The 18,047-nt window shown below is 59.1% G+C and carries 15 protein-coding genes and 3 pseudogenes; 13 read left to right on the forward strand and 5 right to left on the reverse strand.

Features of this window, described 5'->3' with window-relative positions:
- Positions 1 to 649: 649 nt before the first annotated feature.
- The 6 genes and pseudogenes from IVA78_RS31180 to IVA78_RS31205 form a co-directional block, all read left to right on the forward strand.
- A pseudogene (locus tag IVA78_RS31180) lies at positions 650 to 959 on the forward strand (DNA-binding protein); the annotation flags it as partial.
- Between the two features lie 133 nt (positions 960 to 1,092).
- Positions 1,093 to 1,391 (forward strand): annotated as a pseudogene (locus IVA78_RS31185) (DNA primase); the annotation flags it as partial.
- Between the two features lie 292 nt (positions 1,392 to 1,683).
- Positions 1,684 to 2,412 carry a Crp/Fnr family transcriptional regulator gene (locus IVA78_RS31190; RefSeq protein ID WP_247278893.1) on the forward strand — a complete coding sequence of 243 codons (729 nt, stop codon included), beginning with the start codon at positions 1,684 to 1,686 and terminating at the stop codon, positions 2,410 to 2,412.
- Between the two features lie 492 nt (positions 2,413 to 2,904).
- A complete protein-coding gene (locus IVA78_RS31195; RefSeq protein WP_247469335.1) occupies positions 2,905 to 4,461 on the forward strand; it encodes a PAS domain S-box protein in 1,557 nt (518 codons plus the stop codon).
- On the forward strand, positions 4,458 to 4,835 hold the full coding sequence (locus IVA78_RS31200) for a response regulator (RefSeq protein ID WP_247278875.1): 378 nt from the start codon (positions 4,458 to 4,460) through the stop codon (positions 4,833 to 4,835). The genes IVA78_RS31195 and IVA78_RS31200 overlap by 4 nt, the downstream gene beginning before the upstream one ends.
- An 18-nt stretch (positions 4,836 to 4,853) precedes the next feature.
- Entirely contained in the window at positions 4,854 to 5,714 is an 861-nt protein-coding gene (locus IVA78_RS31205; protein ID WP_247278874.1) for a transglutaminase family protein, read from the forward strand.
- A 229-nt stretch (positions 5,715 to 5,943) separates the two neighbouring features.
- On the opposite strand, the pseudogene IVA78_RS31210 reads toward IVA78_RS31205, so the two are convergent.
- Positions 5,944 to 7,077: pseudogene (locus IVA78_RS31210) on the reverse strand (IS3 family transposase).
- A gap of 110 nt (positions 7,078 to 7,187) precedes the next feature.
- Between IVA78_RS31210 and IVA78_RS31215 the strand changes: the two are divergent.
- Positions 7,188 to 7,418, forward strand: coding sequence for a hypothetical protein (locus IVA78_RS31215; RefSeq protein ID WP_247469338.1), 231 nt, complete (start codon positions 7,188 to 7,190; stop codon positions 7,416 to 7,418).
- A gap of 91 nt (positions 7,419 to 7,509) precedes the next feature.
- Here the strand turns inward: IVA78_RS31215 and IVA78_RS31220 are convergent, their stop codons facing one another.
- The 4 genes from IVA78_RS31220 to IVA78_RS31235 all read right to left on the reverse strand — a co-directional run bounded on the left by IVA78_RS31220 (position 7,510) and on the right by IVA78_RS31235 (position 9,741).
- On the reverse strand, positions 7,510 to 7,878 hold the full coding sequence (locus IVA78_RS31220; protein ID WP_247459168.1) for a hypothetical protein: 369 nt from the start codon (positions 7,876 to 7,878) through the stop codon (positions 7,510 to 7,512).
- Between the two features lie 79 nt (positions 7,879 to 7,957).
- Entirely contained in the window at positions 7,958 to 8,227 is a 270-nt protein-coding gene (locus IVA78_RS31225) for a hypothetical protein (protein ID WP_247278872.1), read from the reverse strand.
- Between the two features lie 216 nt (positions 8,228 to 8,443).
- Positions 8,444 to 8,815 (reverse strand): hypothetical protein, encoded by a 372-nt coding sequence (locus IVA78_RS31230; RefSeq protein WP_247469340.1) that lies wholly within the window; start codon positions 8,813 to 8,815, stop codon positions 8,444 to 8,446.
- 782 nt (positions 8,816 to 9,597) lie between these two features.
- Entirely contained in the window at positions 9,598 to 9,741 is a 144-nt protein-coding gene (locus IVA78_RS31235) for a hypothetical protein (protein ID WP_247459170.1), read from the reverse strand.
- Between the two features lie 1,875 nt (positions 9,742 to 11,616).
- Between IVA78_RS31235 and IVA78_RS31240 the strand changes: the two genes are divergently transcribed.
- From IVA78_RS31240 to IVA78_RS31265, 6 genes are all read left to right on the forward strand, one after another.
- Positions 11,617 to 12,654: an alpha/beta hydrolase gene (locus tag IVA78_RS31240; protein ID WP_247278870.1), complete on the forward strand. Its 1,038-nt coding sequence runs from the start codon at positions 11,617 to 11,619 to the stop codon at positions 12,652 to 12,654.
- Between the two features lie 189 nt (positions 12,655 to 12,843).
- Entirely contained in the window at positions 12,844 to 14,001 is a 1,158-nt protein-coding gene (locus IVA78_RS31245; protein ID WP_247469342.1) for an AI-2E family transporter, read from the forward strand.
- A 678-nt stretch (positions 14,002 to 14,679) separates the two neighbouring features.
- On the forward strand, positions 14,680 to 15,819 hold the full coding sequence (locus IVA78_RS31250; RefSeq protein WP_247469344.1) for an HWE histidine kinase domain-containing protein: 1,140 nt from the start codon (positions 14,680 to 14,682) through the stop codon (positions 15,817 to 15,819).
- 111 nt (positions 15,820 to 15,930) lie between these two features.
- A complete protein-coding gene (locus tag IVA78_RS31255; RefSeq protein WP_247469345.1) occupies positions 15,931 to 16,134 on the forward strand; it encodes a DUF2934 domain-containing protein in 204 nt (67 codons plus the stop codon).
- A gap of 123 nt (positions 16,135 to 16,257) precedes the next feature.
- A complete protein-coding gene (locus IVA78_RS31260) occupies positions 16,258 to 16,989 on the forward strand; it encodes a PRC-barrel domain-containing protein (RefSeq protein ID WP_247278866.1) in 732 nt (243 codons plus the stop codon).
- 189 nt (positions 16,990 to 17,178) lie between these two features.
- The gene (locus IVA78_RS31265; RefSeq protein WP_247459175.1) at positions 17,179 to 17,625 is read left to right on the forward strand and encodes a hypothetical protein; all 447 of its coding nucleotides are present in this window, start codon (positions 17,179 to 17,181) and stop codon (positions 17,623 to 17,625) included.
- Positions 17,626 to 18,047 lie beyond the last annotated feature (422 nt).

An 18,047-nucleotide genomic window follows, 5' to 3' on the forward strand; every position in this document is an offset into this window, starting at 1 on the left:
TCCGACACCGGTAAGCCGGGCAAGTAAGAGCCATAACCAGCAGGCTCCATTCTTTCGAACACTCCCTTCTTCTCCACGCCTCAACGGCGCACGCCGTCCGGCTTCGATCCCTCGCGCAAAGACTTGCGGAGCTCCTCGCCGGGGGCACTCGGGAAAGGGGCTCGCCTGCGGCGATCGCTATCACTGCCCCGTTCCCGGGTGCCGCTATTGAACCGGTCTCGTCGCTGCACTCGGACCCGCGTGCCCCTTCGGGTCGCTATGCTCACGCTCTCCGGGTGCCATTTTCAGTTGAGGCGACTTGCCATTGGCGCGCGCCTGGTCACGCCTGCAGCCCTAGGCACCTCAATCCCATCAAGAATGGGACGAAAGGCGGCTGCGTCGTAGATTGTCGCATTTTCTGATGCAAACGCCGAGCTTGCCGTGGCGGGTTATACGACAGCCTTCGAAAGAACAACGTGATGGTGCGGGCTTCTTCACAAGCTCGCAAGGTCCTGAACTAACTCCTTGGATCCTTGCCGGAGCCTGAGGTCGATATGATGACCACCAGCGGCGCGGGAGGCGGGAGGAGAGTGAAAGGGTTGCGGCGGTTTTCCGCGATGGGTTGGAGGCCGAGAGAGTGGCTCCCGGCAACCCGTCGTGGAGCATCGAGATGACGGAGGCTGTCCAAAAGATCACCCTGTCGCCTTCGCGCGACATCCCCCTCGAACAAACTGGTACACAGACAATCGAACGTTCGGCGGCTCACGGCCGGAAGTTCGATCGAGCAATTCGCCAAAGTATCACGCACCGTTCGCTGCTGCAGAGCCTCAATGTACGGCCGATTGTGGAGGCGGAAGGCAACGAGACTGGCATGCTTGAGGTGCCGGCGGACGGTCTTCGCTACCCGCGCGCTCGGACTTCTCACGATGCAGAAGCGAATGGCGAAGGCGCAAGCCGTTCCTTTTATCGTGCGCGAGGGGGCATCAATGGAGACGAGATCATCTCTTGGAAGCTGCGCATGTTCGTGCCCACGGACGCAAGCGGCACCGAGATCCAGTCGAAAGTGCTTGACAGCTATCCGCTTGCACCCATCGGCGAGCAGGAGGCTGCGTAATGTCTCGCGATGCGTCTGAATTGGCACGCCGCCTCGCGCGCGAGGCGGAGGCGGTGTGCCGACACTATCTCTCCAATGGCAAGCGGTCGGGTCGGTACTGGGTCGTCGGCGACGTCCACAACACCCCGGGCCGCTCGCTGTTCGTGCGGCACCTAAAGGCCGACCTGGCAAGTGGATAGATGCTGCGACCGGTGAGCATGGCGACCTCCTCGACATCATCCGCGAAAGTCTGGGCTTGCGCGACTTCCGCGAGGTGGCCGCGGAGGCAAGGCGCTTCTTGAAATTGCCTCGCGCTGAACCGGACTTCGCCAAGGACGTGCTGCCTGGTTCGGTCGTCCGGACTCTGGCAATCGAAGTTCGCGGTGAATTCGGCCCCGTTCTGCTGGTCTCGTTGCGCTTTGAAATCGAACACGCAACGGCCCGCAATTAACATGGGCTGGTTTGGAACCGTCCTCTTAACCTATGCTTATCACCTCACCGCTGGCTGAAGTTTGGGCGCCAGCGGCCGAGAGTGTTGTGCTCCCGCCTTGTCGGTCGGAGCGGTCAGTTCCATGCCGGCTCAAGCTTCCTCAAGCAAGGAGTGGCGTGTGATGCCCAGTACCTTGACGGCTGCGCTCGTCCTGAAACTCAAAAAGAACAATCGGCTGGATCAAGACGATATTCTGGCTATTCAACAACTTCCTATCCGCGGCCAGCGGGTAGCGGCCCATCATTGCTTCGTGCGCGAGGGTGATCGGCCTTCGGAATCCTGCCTGATCGTGGATGGGTTTGCGTTTAGGTCCAAGCTCACGCCGGATGGAATACGCCAAATTCTCTCGATTCATATTCCGGGAGAAATCCCCGACCTTCAGGCTCTGCACCTGCAGGTCATGGATCATGACCTAACTGCCCTCTCGGATTGCACCCTAGGCTTCATCCAGCACGATGCGCTGCGCGAGTTGATCCGCCGGCGGCCAAACGTATCGGCCGCGCTCTGGCGCGAGACGCTGATCGATTCAGCGATTTTCCGAGAATGGATCATTAACGTCGGGTGCAGGCAAGCGCTGCCTCGTATGGCGCACCTGCTTGCAGAGATTCATGCACGACTTGAAATGATCGGCCGGACCGCAAACGGCTCATTCGAGCTTCCGATCACGCAAGTCGAATTGGCCGATTGCCTCGGCTTATCTGTCGTCCACCTCAACCGAACCCTCCAGCAGCTTAGGCACGAGGGTCTCGTCACGACGGAGCGGAAATCCTTCTATCTGCTTGAAAAGGAGCGGCTGGAACGGTTGGGCCAGTTCGATCCGACCTATCTCCATCAGAATTCTTCGCTGTGACAAAGGTGCGCCGCTCCGCGACTTCTAGTCGTGGCCCATCTCGTGGTCGGCAGCGCAGCGGCATGTCTGGAGCGGGCGGTAGAGCGAACGTCCTCCGGAGGAGCCTAACGGCTGCCTTTGAGCGACGGCAACGCTCGCCTGTCCCTCAAGCCTTCGACCACGACAATTTTGTCCTCGACCTTGCCGACACCGACTGTTCGACATCGCGTTGCTGCGAACTAACGCTGCTGATGCATGATAGGAACTACACGCTGAAGGAAGAGGTTGCGCAGTTGGTCTGTGGCGCGATCTAGACGCGCTATCCACCCGGGACGGTCCGCCGTTCGACGCGCGTCGGGCGACGGGCCGGTTCTCGGTCGCCCCCCGCGGCCTAGGTTGAATAGTTCCACTAAGCGCCGAGAGGAACCGACTACTCTGGCCACCGTTGGGAGTATACTCTTCCCGGGAGCATAGGCTCTGGTGCTTCCAACAATTTCCGAATGAGGGCCGGCGTTGACCAGTCGAAATCAGGCTAGTGATCGCCAGCGCGCGCTCGCAAAGTTCGGTGAGTTCGTCCTTCGTTGCGAGGATCTTGCAGCCATTCTGACGGAGGGATGCCGGCTGATTGCCGATGCCCTGAATACGGATCTTGCAAAGGTTTTGGAGATTGAGCGCGAGCGGGGCAGCGCCGTCGTCCTCGCGGGCGTCGGTTGGGCACCGGACGTTGTTGGCAAGGCCCGCATCCCCCTCCATGAACGTTCATCGGAAAGCTTTGCCCTCGACAAGGGCGAGCCGGTCGTCACGCGAGATATCGTCAAGGAGACCCGGTTCGACTTTCCGGACTTCATGAAGGCTCATGGTGTCGTTGCACTTGTGAACGTGCCCATCTTCCTGCCGGGGGGCAATGCTTTCGGACTGCTGCAGGTCGATGCGCGCGAGACCCGTGAGTTCGGAGACGACGACATCCAGTTTCTGCGCACCTACGCCATGATCCTTGGCCCGGTCATCGACCGGCTGCGGAAAATCCGCGAGACTGAGACCAACACGGAACGCTTTCGGCTTATCGTCGAGAACGCCCGCGACTACGCCATCTTTCTTAGCGACCCGCAGGATATCATCACCGATTGGTTCCCCAGCGCCGAGGCGATCTTCGGCTGGAAGGCCGATGAGATCATCGGACAGTCCGGCGCTGTGCTGTTCACTGACGAAGACCAGGAGGCCGGGGTCCCAGTGATGGAGACTGAGGGGGCTCGGAAGCATGGCGCCGCGCCAAACGTCAGGTGGCACCGGCGGAAGGAAGGAAACCGGGTGTTCATCGACGGCCAAACCGTGGCCCTGCGTGACTCGCAGGGCACGGTGCGCGGATTCATGAAGATCGGTCAGGACACCACCGAGCGGCGGCGCAACGAAGAACGCCAAGGCATTCTCCTCGCCGAACTGCAGCATAGGGTTCGCAACGTACTGGCCATGGTGCGATCGATCGTTTCCAAGGGCGATGGCGCCTCTGTTGAAGAATTCAGGCGTGACTTGGAGGGCCGGATCACAGCTATGGCACGGACACAGGCACTGCTGACCCGCGGGGCAGGTGTTGGGGTTGATCTTGACGGGCTGATCCGCCAAGAGCTCCTCACTCACGCCGTTGCAGAGGAGCGTCTCACGATCTCAGGAGACGCGGTGACGCTGCCGCCCAAGGCGGCGGAAGTTCTCACCCTCGCAATCCATGAATTGACCACGAACGCGCTGAAGTACGGAGCCCTGGGCCAGCCCGACGGCCACTTAAATGTGTTTTGGTCGCGGGAGCGCAACGGAGAAAAGGATTGGCTCCGCCTGACCTGGCAAGAGCATGGCGTATCCGTCATTCCGGCTGCAGGACCCCGTCGAATCGGGTTCGGGACCGAGTTGATCACCAAACGCGTACCTTACGAGTTGCGGGGACAGGGGAGCGTGGATGTCCAACGAGATGGGATTTGCTGCACAATCGCATTCCCGCTCGCCCAGGGAGAGAGCATCTTTCAATCCGACAGTCCGGTCGCCTATCGCAACATTCAACCTTCAGGGGTCGCTACATGATTGCGCCCCATCCGCTCACCGGCGTTTCCGTTCTGGTGCTCGAAGACAATTTCTACATCGCCGAAGAATCGCAGCGAACATTGGAAGACGCCGGCGCGCACGTGCTTGGCCCCTGTCGGGACCTCGAGGAGACTTTGCAGGCGCTACAAGACAATCATCCTCATTGCGCAGTGGTTGACATCAACCTCGGCCAGGGTCCAACCTTCGAGCCCGCGAGAGCGCTGCGAGCTGCCGGCGTCGCGGTCCTCCTGGTGACCGGCTACGACTCCGCGATCATCCCGCCGGACCTCAAGGATGCGCCTTGCCTGCACAAACCTGTCGACGCGCGGCGGCTGGTCACGGCCGTTGCTTCGACATGCCACCGTAAAAGTTGAGGCGGTCAGGAGTCGCGGTTGACAGCCCTAAGAATAAAACACTGGACGGAATATCGCTTTGAAAGCACGGTCGGCCTCAACGCGCATCGATTATTGCTGCGCCCTCGCGAAGGTCGCGACCTGCGGCTTCTTTCTCATGATCTTCAAATAACGCCCTCTTGTGAGATAACCTGGGCCGAAGACGTCTTCGGAAATGCTGTGGCGATGGCCAATTTCATGGCCATGACAGACAAGCTCGTTTTAGAAAGTGTTGCAGAGGTTGAGCTGACCTCCAGCGCTTGGCCCGTGTTTCCCATTGCTGCCTCGGCCATTTCCTATCCATTCCGGTACAGCGACGAAGAGTGGACGGACCTGGGAGCACTCGCCACGCCTCAGTACCTGAATGGCGGCGATGCGTTACGAAAGTGGGCTCGATCATTTGTGCTCGGCAGCACAACGGACACTTTGTCCCTGCTCAAAGACCTGAACCAAGGGGTCACACAGTGGATACGCTACGAAGCCCGGGATGCCGAGGGCACTCATTCTCCGGATGAGACACTCCAGCTTGGCATCGGAACGTGCAGAGATATGGCGACGCTGTCCGTGGAAGCCGCTCGTATCCTTGGGTTCGGGAGTAGAATTGTTTCCGGGTACCTATACGACCCAGACATGAGCCGGGTGGGCTCAGCGGGTTCCGGTTCGACCCACGCCTGGGCCGAGGTCTACGTTCCGGGCGCAGGATGGATTACATTCGACCCGACCAACCGTAGTGTAGGAGGCCACAATTTGATCCCTGTTGCTGTTGCGCGGGACATTCGACAAGTGATGCCGGTGTCCGGAAGCTACTTGGGATCGACTTACTCCAAAATGACCGTGGAAGTCACTGTTTCAGCTAATTAAGAGAAGCCGCTTGGGCGCGAATCGGCAAGAAAGCTACTAGGTCGTCGGGCTGCAGCCGCGCGGAGTGATTCCAGCAACGATCTGACCACCCGTTTATTGTCCTCTACGACCGACTGAGGCGTTCTCCCGTGGCGTCGAAGCGCTTAGAGGGCGAGTTTACTCTTCCTGTGAGCCGGTCCCGGTTGTCTGAACAGAATCTCCGCATCGATAAGTGGAGCCTCTGCCGGGGTTAGGCTGCCGTGCGGAGCGGCAGCGAGGTGAAGTAGGCGTGATCCGGTGTGCTGCCGTCAAGGCTCGAATGTGGACGGCGGCCATTGTAGAAGTCGAGGTATCGGCCGATCGAGGCACGCGCTTCGCTGACGTTCTCGTAGGCCCGCAGATAAACCTCCTCGTATTTGACGCTGCGCCACAGCCGCTCGACGAACACGTTGTCCCGCCAGGCGCCCCGGCCGTCCATACTGATGGCGATGCCGTTGTCGGTGAGCACGCCGGTGAACGCCGCGCCGGTGAACTGCGAGCCTTGGTCGGCGTTGAAGATCTCCGGTTTGCCGTGACGGGCCATCATCCTCCCGTGTCGCGACGCAGAATGCCGCCTCCATGGTGATCGACAGCCGCCACGACAGAACCCGGCGGGTCGCCCAGTCCAGCACCACGGCCAGATAGACGAAGCCTCGCGCCATCGGGATGTAGGTGATGTCCATCGCCCAGACCTGGTTCGGACGCGTGATCTCCATACCGCGCAGCAGATACGGATAGATCTTGTGGCCGGGCTCGGGTTGGGTGGTGCGCGGACGGCGGTAGAGCGCCTCTATCCCCATCCGCCGCATTAGCGTTTTGACATGCCGGCGGCCGATCTTGCACCCCTCGGCAGCCAGCAGGCCTCGCAGCATTCGCGAACCGGCGAAGGGAAATTCCAGATGCAGCCGGTCGAGCCGTTGCATCAGCGCGAGGTCTTTGGGCGGCACTGGACGCGGCAGATAGTAGACGCTGCCGCCGCTGATGTTCAGAGCTTCCGCCTGCTTGCTGATCGGCAGATCGTGTTCACGGTCGATCATCGCTTTACGCTCAGCAATCCCGCCTTGGTGAGCGCTCCTTCTAAAAAATCGTTCTCCAGCGTCAACTCGCCGATCTTGGCGTGCAGCGACTTGACGTCGACGGTGGGTTCGGCGATCCGACTCCCGCCGCCCGGACCGAAAACATCGGCAGCGCTGCCTTCGAGCTGGGCCTTCCACGATGTGATCTGATTGGGGTGAACGTCGAACTGCTCCGCTAGTTGCGCCAGCGTGCGGTCACCCTTGACGGCGGCAAGCGCCACCTTCGCCTTGAAGGCCGGAGTGTGGTTCCGCCGTGCTCGTCTGCTCATCGTCTCTCCTGACTCGCGGGTCAATCTTGCCCGCCGTCAGGCAGAAACTCCACTTATCGCACTGATCAGATTTGCGGGGCCAGCTCACTGCATGCAACTAGGGAGTCGTCATGGAACGCTATTTCTTCGACATCCAGAGTGGCCGAGACTTCTTTGCAGACGATCAAGGTTTACGCCTGCCCAATCAGAAGGCCGCCGAACTAGAGGCGATGCATACATTGCCGGGATCGCCAAATGAAACCCGTCGTGAGCGGCCCGATTTAGCAGTCGAAGTGCGCTCGACGAATGAACCCTTGTTCTGCGTTTCTATAGTATATCGAAATGTGAGCACCAAGCATTGAGGACGCCTCAGTCAGCCGCCTCTTTATTCGACCCAGCTCCGACCAAAGCTCGGCAAGAGCCACCTTCATCGAGCGAAGGATCTTGCGACATCTAGACCCGCGTCGATGGCCGCACGTTAATGCCTGCCAGCTGGCTACGCTCGTCTTCCGATAGTTGCCAATCCTGGCACTGACTGCAAAGCTGATCAAAAACATCATGTAACTTGCTGCGGGCGATCTTGACGACTTCAGTGTCGTCGAACTCGCGAGAGTTCAGGAAGATCGGCAAGTTGAAACTGGTCTGATGCCCTTCGATGTGAAACGTCAAACGAATGTCTTCACCTCGTTCGTTGCTTTCGATCATCTCAATACGAGCGACCCTCACCGTGAAATTGCCCATCATCTCGCTTCCTTGAATCGATCTATCAATTTTGCAACATGCGGCCCAAGCGTTGTCGCCGTGCTCGCCGAGGCCGGCCACCTAAAGGCGACCTCCTTCTCAGATGCCTCTCGAAATATGAGGCGTCCAGATCAGGATGGCTAAGAGGTCAAGCGGCTTGTTAGCTGTTGGATGGGCTTGCGTCGATACGCTGCGCGTCCGACAAGTCGGCAGGGCTGATCGAGATGGCCTCCATCGTCAATCCAGCCGAGCCTTCCGCCGGCACCTTGATCACGGTAGCAACGCGACGGAATGCCGCGAATGAAAGGCTCTCGATCATCTCCTCGTCCGTGACGACCTCGTAGACGCCGGCTGGCAACTGTCGGTCGATGCCTCTTATTCGGAACGGATGGTTGAAGGTGACGACTTCGCGTCGGGAACGGATCGTCATGCACCGGTGCCTTTCGCAAACGCTCGCCCGCGCAAAGTTCTCTGCGTGGGAAACGGCGAGCCGATTTCGCGCGCCTTTTGCTGGACGGAAAACATGGATCGTCTCAGCACAACTGCTGCTCGAGCGACGGAAGCACCCTCGCTGACGAGCTCTTGTAGGCGCTCAAGTTTTTCAGCCGTCCAGGAGACAGATGTCACGCGTACCATTTGTGCCGCCTTAATCGTAGACCTTGCCGAGATAATCCAGCCAGCGGCTCGAGATCAGATAGAGGTCACTGCGGGTAGACCTTAAACGGCGACGTTCGACATTGTTCCTATCATCGAGACGGGTGACAGCAATCAGCAGGAGCTCGAAAAGGAAGGTTGCTACTTCTTGAGAGCCACAGAAGGCGGTAGCTCGCATGCATTTCGCCGCGTAGTCCGAGCTCTCGCCACAGTCGAGCGAGCCCGCGGGGCCCTCTTCCACGCCCCCACAACAAGGTGCGCATTCAGAAATTTGTCGCTCGGCCTCGCGCCTCTTGGCCTGTCTGACAATCGAGCCCGTAAACTGTGCGAGCAGCGCCGGATAGATCGACCATGTACGCAACATTCTCGCATGGCATTTTCCAGGCGCGGAAAGCTTCCCATATCTCCGCCGCCCGCAGTTGCTAGGCGAAGGCCAACTCGACGGCGGTTGGTCGACACAAAAAAACGGCCCCAGCTTTTGGCGGCTGGGGCCGCTGGGACGCCTCCGGCAGCGCAAGGGGGACCTGGAGCCGGAGCACGGCACCAATCCTGTCGCTTGCTACTAGTTCCTAGGGAAGAGGCTGCGGCTGGCAGAGGTCGGCTGTCGACAAACCGAACTGGGGCCGTATCCGAGATCTGAGATCGAGACTGCGATCCCGATTACGTTCTGCCGGGCCGACCCGCTTCAACCAGGCCTCGGCCGAGCCCCTATGTCCGCAGCGCCGAGGCATGGAATCGCACGGGCCATGGTCGCGCCGTGGCAAAGAGACCACAGGTGACAAGCCGCAGTCGCCCGCCAGTCACGTGGATTCGTTGCACCGGGAGCGGCTTTGATGCTGGTGTTCAGGAAGAGGATACCAGTGATCCGGACGCTACGCGGCTCGACCATCTCAGTGGGCGTTCCTCCCGCACGAACACTTCCCATTTTCATAGAAACTCGCTTCAGACTGCGTAAGTTTTCTAAACCGCAGGCGGGATCGCCAATCCTCAGCAGGTGGACGAGACCTACTGGAAAGCATCAACACGCAACTTTTTAAGGGAGAATGCCCGCACTCTGATGCTTTCGAAACGAGCCATCGCTGCGGGCAGCATCAGAAAGCAGCGCGCCCGGATCGGACGCCCCCGATGCCGACAGGAAATTGCGGTTTAGTCCCGGTCGTTCGCCTCTTCCTTGATCACAGGGGGCGTGTGGCCAAGCTCAAGCTTTTGAGTCAATTGGGCGCGCTCCCCGTCTACCGGCTGGTCTTCTCCGCGGGTGCGCATGATGCCGTGGTCTGATGCTCTGGTCATGGTGACCTCCTGCCGGACCAAGCCCGGCTCAACCCAACGTTCCAAATACGAGGATTTGCGCCGATGCCGCGAGCGGCACTGTCGCGTCATTCTGGCTTGCTTCGCGCGACTGGTCTCGTCGCTGTTATGAAGCCTCCGTTCTGAAACGTCGCCTTAGCCGCTTCCACCTCATCTCAATCCATCGCAGCGCGGCGAGCAGAGGCTTCTGCAGGATCGGAATGTCCTGCGCAATGAGAAGCAGTCCAAGGGGGAGCATCCAGAGGCCGAAGAGGGGCAGGAAGCTGAGGACGCCCCCGAGAATAAGTACCCCGGCGAAAATGAAACGGATCCAGATATTGGGAGGCTCTCGCAGCCAGCGAATGAAGGTCCCCACTTTCGTGGGCACTCGACGCTCAATCAATGTGAAGTATCTGTTCAGCCCCGTTTTGACGGAAGCCATGCCAATTCCGATGCGCGTGAGTGTTGAAGCAGCGCGTCCCGCAAGTACTCGGAACCAAACCGACTGGGGGTGAAGTGTTCCTCCGTCCTGTCGCATCGGAGTTCAACTACGGAGGGGTAAAGCAGACGTGATGCAATTCACGGGGGCGACGCGAAGAGGGCAGTATTGCTGCGACAGTGGACGACCACATCAGCTCTCCCGGGTTGCGCACAGATGAAGGTGCGGCGAGCTCGCGTGGGTCGTGCAGAACGCAGTCAGGTACTCTGAGCTCGGGCCCTTGCTTGACGTTCATGTCCGCACAGACTGCCCCAGATAGGGGAGGCATTTGCAATCGCGCTGTAGACGTCCCGGCTTGCGGGATGACACCGCACAGGTCTCGAGAGATGCCCATCAAACAAAAGCCGCCGGGCGTTACACCGAACGGCTTTTCTTCGCGGCTCCCAGTCTCTTGGTTCTGCCGCCAGGTTCAAGCTGCCGTTCCACCCTTTGTTCCCTTAGAGCCGTAGGCTGTCAGCAGAACAGCGGACCGCGCGTCGGCTTGACCCGTGTAGGGGCTACTGCCAGTTGACCCCTTATGTTTGCAAGCGGAATGCAGGCTCTTGCCACGGTCACTTGCGGAACGAACGAGCAATAGCCATGTGATACCCATCGAGCTCGGCCAAACGACTTGGTCTCGCCGCTTAAAGCGCGTCTGACTGACAACCTTGCTCCAGACCTCGGCATCGCGGATCGAGCAGCGGGCTCGCGTCATTAGGTGCGGAGGTCGTCGTAACCCTCGCCAACGAAATCTTTTCGGCAACCCGTGAAGGAGTACGATGCGCAAGTTTCCCGAGCCAACCGAGCGAGAGATTCAGGAGGGACCTCAAAGGGTATCCTTCCAAATCGCGAATGGAAACGTGCGTCAGACTTGCGTTTTGCAAACCGGTTTTCCGACGAAAGCTCAGGCGCAGAGGTACCTTCTCTCGAATTGGCCGGCCATCGAAAAGATGGCGCGCGACGCTCTAGCGACGAGGGTTATTGAGGGCGGCCAGATTGAGCTCGTATTGCGCTGACCAACGGAGCGGGCGCCGGCCAATGGCTTCATTTCCGATTGGCGCAGCCAACTGTCTGTCTGTATCGTGATGCCCGAGCAACGGCTCGCGTTGCGCGGCAGTTTGGCCGGCAGATCGGTCGAAATGCAAAGGCTGTCTGAGCCGGCTGTTCTCCCTGCATGTCCCAAAACGAGCGAGCTCGAGACGAACGTCGACATGTTCCTCGTCATCATGTCTGGACGCCAGCACTCGACTGATCAGTAAGAGTAAATCTTGGGCCGGGGAGTGACAATGATGCTCTCCAAGTCGCGTTAGGAACGAAGGCTCCGCGGCGACCGTTGACGATGAGCTGCAACATTTCTCAATTCGCCTGAGTCATCGTGCAGATCACATGAGGTACTGCACATGGCACTCCCGCGAACACGCGCCGTTTCCCTCCAGTCCGACTACACGACTGTCTTGCGGAGACATCCCGCACTCATAGCACTTGCCGGGGCAGCCTCCCTTCTCGGTGCCCTAGCGATCGTAAACCGACGAGTCGCAAAGAAAGCGGAGCGCGATAACCCGCCCCGTGGGCAGTTCTTGGAGATCGATGGCGTCCGGTTGCACTACGTGGAACGCGGCAATGGGCGTCCGCTTGTGCTCCTGCACGGCAACGGCAGCATGATCCAGGATTTCGAATCAAGCGGCCTGATCGAGCTCGCGGCCAACAGGTTTCGGGTGATCGTATTTGACCGCCCTGGATTTGGACACAGCTCGCGGCCAAGAAACGTGATCTGGACCCCGGAAGCACAGGCAGATCTGTTCAGAAAAGCGCTTGATCGGCTGAGCGTCCAGCGTGCGATCGTGCTTGGACACTCATGGGGTGCGGCGGTTGCTCTTGCGCTGGCGACAAGACATCCATCATTTGTCGAAGCCTTGGTGCTGGCGTCGGGTTACTATTTTCCAACGGTCCGTGTTGACGCGGCGGCATCTTCGATGTCTGCGACACCTTGGATCGGCGATGCCGTCAGTCACACCATCTCGCCGATCTCGGGCCGCCTCCTATGGCCTTCCATGTTGCGCAAGATGTTCGGCCCGTCGCCAGTCCCAGACAAGTTCGCCGGCTTCCCCAAGGAGTTGGTGTTGCGACCCTCGCAGATGCGCGCCAGCGCGGCGGAGGCGACGTTGATGATACCCGCCGCATTCAAGTCGGCGAAGACCTACGACCACCTCAAGATGCCCACCATCATCATTGCCGGCGATGAGGATCGTCTCATCGATATCAACAAGCAATCGGTTAGGCTGCACGGTGAAGTCACTCATAGCAAGTTGCACCGTATCGCCGGTGCAGGGCACATGATCCAGCAGTCTGCCACGGTGCAGTTGATGGCGGCCATCGACGAGGCTGCTGCAGAGACAGACATCGGCGGAAACGCGCCACGCAGGTTTGCCAGAGCCTAGGAAAGCTCCCACAGGGAACGTGTGCTTTCTTGTCTCCAATTGGCGAACAGGCCCGCTGTGACCGAACCGTGAAGCCGGGCCGATTAGCTTATGTGACTAGAGGCCTGAAGCGGCATCGCCTTCCCGGCCGTTTGAAGCTGCCTCAGTTGGTCGGGGTGACAAGCCCAATATCGCGATGGAGAAAGCGTCGTGGTCTCACTGTCAAAGTTGCCGCACGAACTCCCCTCGTCGCCAGGGCCGAATGTCGGCGTGCCGCAACCTGCTGCCTCGCCACCGCAGGCGGCCGACGATACGGACATGCCGCTGCCGTCCAGTCCGCAGACGTTCTTTCTCGGTAGTCTGTTAACACTAGCCGTGCTGACAGCCGTCCATGTGGCAAGCTCAATCATACTGCCCGTGGTGCTCGCCTTCGTGTTGCAGCTCATTCTGCAACCCGCCGTCCGTCTGCTCGAGCGTATCGGTCTTCCCCGTGCCATCGGAGCGCTCTTGGCGATCTTGATGGTCATGGGAGCCCTCGTGGGTTTTGTGGCAGCCTTGTCGCTACCTGCCGCGACTTGGGCGGAGAAATTGCCAGAGGGCTTGCCTCGCCTCGAAACTCACCTGGTCGTTCTGAAGCGCCCGATCGAAGCGCTGCAGAAAGTCATCCAGCAGGCCGAGCACGTCGCTGACGCTCCCGAGAAGAAGGGCGCCACCGTTGCGGTCCGTAACGATCTCGGCCTTACCGGCGCGCTATTCGCTGGAACGCGGGCTGTTATCGATGGCCTGTTTACGACCGTTCTGGTGCTCTATTTTCTTCTGGTTGCCGGAGACATTTTTCTGCGACGCATCGTCGAGGTCTTGCCGAACTTCGGCGACAAGAGGCAGGCGGTGGACATCTCTCAGCAGATCGAAGCGGACATATCTGCCTATCTTCTTACAATCACCGCCATGAATGCTGCAGTGGGAATTGCAACGGCCGTTGCGATGTATTTCTGCGGACTTGGAGACCCCTTGCTGTGGGGAGCCGCGGCCTTCCTGCTCAACTACGTTCCAATTCTAGGACCGCTGTTCGGGACCGTCATCTTCCTCCTGGCCGGCATGTTGAGCTTCGATAGCTTGTGGTGGGCGCTGCTGCCTCCGGCCCTCTACTTCGGCATCCACCTCGCCGAAGGCGAAACCCTGACTCCCATGCTGCTTGCCCGGCGCTTCACCCTGAACCCGGTGCTAGTCATCCTCTCGCTGGTGTTCTGGTTCTGGATGTGGGGGGTGCCCGGAGCGATCCTGGCCGTTCCGATGCTGGCCATCCTCAAGATCGTTAGCGATCGCGTGCGTCCGCTCAAAGCTTTGGGGCACGTCCTTGAAGGCTAGTCCGGTGTCGCTCCCGGAGAAGATTGAGGACCGCGTCGCCGGAAGACGGCCCTTGCAGTTTGCGCTTACGCAGCGGCATCCTGAAACGCGTCTCCGCGAGCCTCGATGCGACGGTCAGAGCGTCTCAATGAGCCTTTGCAACCTGAGAGGCGACTTGCGCAGCCGTAATTTCGCTGGCGTACGCGTTGAACAAGCTCTCAGCTACTCTTGCTGCTGTGAAACGAAAACGTGCTGCATAACAGATGACGTTTAATAACTTATAAGTTGCATTAGAGGAACAAATTCTAATGGTGGTTGTTGTCTGCATGTTCCCTTGAGTGAGGGAGCGACAGGAGCATTAATGCTAAAATTTGTGGGGGCTGTAGTCCTCTCTGCAATACTGGCCACCATCGTCCTGGCGTTGCCGGGATCCGCCCTTACGGTGGAAGCGCGTGAAACTGCCGCGTTGGCCCAAGGGGACAGGCTCCGGGCAACAATGTGCTCAACTCAGGTCTGGCCAAACTTTACCTCGCCTTGCTTGCGCAGCCAAGGATCCGGTCCGCCAGTGCTGCAGGTCCGCCTCGTATCCAGCGGCCGCTGAAACTTGTCGAGCTACTCCCGACCAATCAAAGCTCACGCGGCGCGGATGCGGGGGCGGCGACACCGCGGCCGGATCTGCTTTCCATTTTGGAGAAACCGATGACCATAGACCCGACCCAAGTCCCCAACGTTCTGGTTGTCGAAGACGAGATGATTTTGCGTATGCGCGCGGTGGACATCGTCGAGGATGCCGGTTTTCACCCCGTTGAGGCTGTCAATGCCGATGAGGCTATTTCCATCCTGGAAACTCGCTCCGACATATCTTTGCTGCTCACTGACATTCAGATGCCCGGAAGCATAGACGGCTTGAAGCTGGCGCATGCAGTGCATGAGCGATGGCCGACCATCAAGATCATTCTCGTCTCGGGTGAGGTGAAACCATCGGGTACGGATACGCCGGAAGACAGCAGGTTTTTTGGCAAGCCTCTCCACGTGGAACAGTTGATCGCGGAACTTCAGGGAATGGTGGGGTTTGGCGCATTGAAGATTGTTCCAACGACAAGCGCGGTGCCAGATGCCGCGTCGGCGATGTCCGCCGAAAACGAGAGCCTTCGTCTGTTGCTCGACCAAGCCGCGGTGGACGCCAAGGCATTGCTGGAGCAAGCCGGGGTCGAGGCAAAGGAGCGCGAGGCGTCCGATAAGTTGCAGAAGCTGATTATTGGCGAACTCCATCATCGCATCAAGAATTCACTGGCAACCGTAAGCGCAATTGCGTCCCAGAGCTTTCGGACGGCGACCAGCGTCGAGCAGGGACAAAAGGCAATGGAGAGCCGGTTGACCGCGCTGGGGCGTGCCCACGATCTGCTGATGCAGGTAAGCTGGTCAAGTGCCAGTCTAACCCATACTTTCAGCAGCGCCACCGAGCCATATGACGGCCATGGTGCCAGACGATTCCACTTCAATGGGCCGGACATCAAAATAGCTGCCGGCGCCGTCATCGCGCTGGCAATGACCTTCAACGAATTGTGCACGAATACCATCAAGTTTGGTGCGCTGTCGGTGCCGGAGGGGCATGTCGAAGTGGCGTGGACCGTAGACGCGCAGAACGGACGGTTAAAACTTGTATGGACCGAACGAGGTGGGCCGATAGTCCAGCCTCCGACACGCCGAAGCTTCGGGACCCGCATGATGGAGTCTCTCGGCCAGCAGCTGAATGGCCGAGTGCAGCTCGCTTACGAGCCATCCGGATTTACCTATGCGTTGGATGTGCCGCTCAGTTCAGTTAGCGCCCCCGTGTGAGATCTCGTCTTCTTCACCGGTCTGTTCATTCTTAATACGCGGCGCATCTCGCCGCCCCAGTAGGGCTCGTTGCGCCGTCATCGAGCCCAGCAAAACCAAAGGTTAAGCTGCATGTCCGACGAACCAAAAATCAACGAACGGCACCAGGCCGACAACTTGGAACGCCGCATACGGGAGCGAGCACATCATCTCTGGGAGCTGGAGGGGCGACAGGAAGGGAGAGCAGACGAATACTGGCACCGTGCGATCGAGCAACTTCAGTCAGACGCGCAGGCGGCCTATCCGCCGTCGCACTCGCGTGGCCATCGGGCCTGAGCGCACGGCCTCCATCTTGGCGGACATCTCGTCGATGCAGACCTCCAAGCGGCCTGCCGTTTGTAGAGCTTCAGGTGGACGAAAATTTTGCGGACTCCTAGGCCTCTTTTTTGGAAGATACTTATGATCACCTCTAAGACCATCGCTATAGCCGCTGCCATCGGACTAATTGGTATCTCGGCAGCTCAGGCAGAATGCGAAATTGCCGACGCGAAATTAGAAGAAGCGGTCCAACAAAACCCGCGTTTTCGCGGTCCTGCCAACAGCCAGTACGTGCGGGATCTTCGCAGTCTCCGAGATGCCGCGATGACGCTTCGGTCTTATGGGCGTCATGAGGATTGTGAGCGACTCCTCGCCAATATCCGCGAACTGATCGCAGGCCCTCCGATGGGATCGCTGGGCGACAACGACGAAGAAGAGGCAGACAAGCAAATCGCCGCCAGCGAGCCGAAGATGAAGCGCGGGGCTGTCCTCGGCAATCGCAGCAAAAAAGACGCGAAACCACTCTTAAGGATCGATGAACTTGCCCCCGGCCTGAGGACTGATGAGATGATCGGCGCGGAAGTCCGCAGTTCGGACGACAAAATCGTCGGCGAAGTCAGGAACATCGTGTTCGGGACGAAAGACGGACGTGATTACGCGGTGGTGGCCTCAGGAGGATTTTTCACGGCCGGAAAGGACAGTATCGTCGTTCCAATCCGGTCTATCATGGTTTCGCAAGACCGTGCGAGCTTCTATCTCCCGGTCACCAAAGAGGTCATGAAAACCGTGCCCCTCATGCCAGATCAGGACTACAAGTGGTTATCCGACCAAAAGTGGCGCACCGAAAACGACGCCTTGTTCAAAACGCGCTAGAAGTTTTCTTCTAGTCTAGAGCATTGCGGATCCCGACCTCAAGCCCATCCGCCTCGCTCCCGGTAAATTCACCCGTTTCGATCTACGCACTCGATCGGTGCTCCAAGAAGCGGTGCAGCGGAGACGCTTCTAAGCCACAGTCACCGCGCTCAATGGGTTGGCAACGCTTAGCCGAGATTGGAATAGCAAATGAATGCCGAGGAACTAGCTCACAAATTTCGAGGCAAGATCGCTGCCGCACTGGCCGAAAAGCAACGACAAAGCGGCATTGCTGCCGACAACGCCGACAAGAGGGAAGCCGATGTTGAGTATTGCAAACTCGCTCTGGAGCGGGAAGTTATTCCGTTTCTTTCGGAGTTGAAGCGTCACCTGGGCGATGCTCAGTTCTCCTTTGCGTCTCAGATCGAGATGAATGACCACAGGCCAGTCGGGGTGTCCTTCACCATCGGCAACGGCGCGCCGACCAGCATCACGACCGCCTACGGAAACATCGTCGTGACTCGAATCGGAGATAGCCGGACTGCCAAGGGCGTTCCCTACGTTTACGCGCCCGACGTGGAACCGTATATCTCCAATTCGGGAGATCTCACGCGCGAAAAAATTGCCAAGTTGATCGAGATGGTGATTGGAGACTAGCGCATTGAATCGGCAGTACAGCCCACCCGAAATGATCACGGCAGTTGCACCATCACACGAACAGCCAGGCGATCAGGGTTGGAGGAATTGGGCGGCGGCTGACTGACTGCACCCATTCGGGGTGTTGGGAGGTACTCGACATCTTGGTCTCGAAGAAGTCGACCCATCGCTCGGCCACTACGGCGAACCGCAGGCATGCGTTTGGAACGTCGTCAGCTTCAGCACACCATCCAAAACGGGCTCCCGAATACACTGCCACACTCTCCGGCAGCCATCTCGAGTTCATGCCGCCTGCCGGGTTCGTTCTTGCTCCTCGCCTAGAATGTTTGGCTCCAATCGGCTATCGCGGCAACTCTGCTCTGGTTAAGGTAACTGTCCACACGACCTAAAGGTCGATGTGCTGACGGTGGACGCTTTCACGC

The organism is Bradyrhizobium sp. 137 (assembly GCF_023074095.1).
Lineage (GTDB): Bacteria > Pseudomonadota > Alphaproteobacteria > Rhizobiales > Xanthobacteraceae > Bradyrhizobium.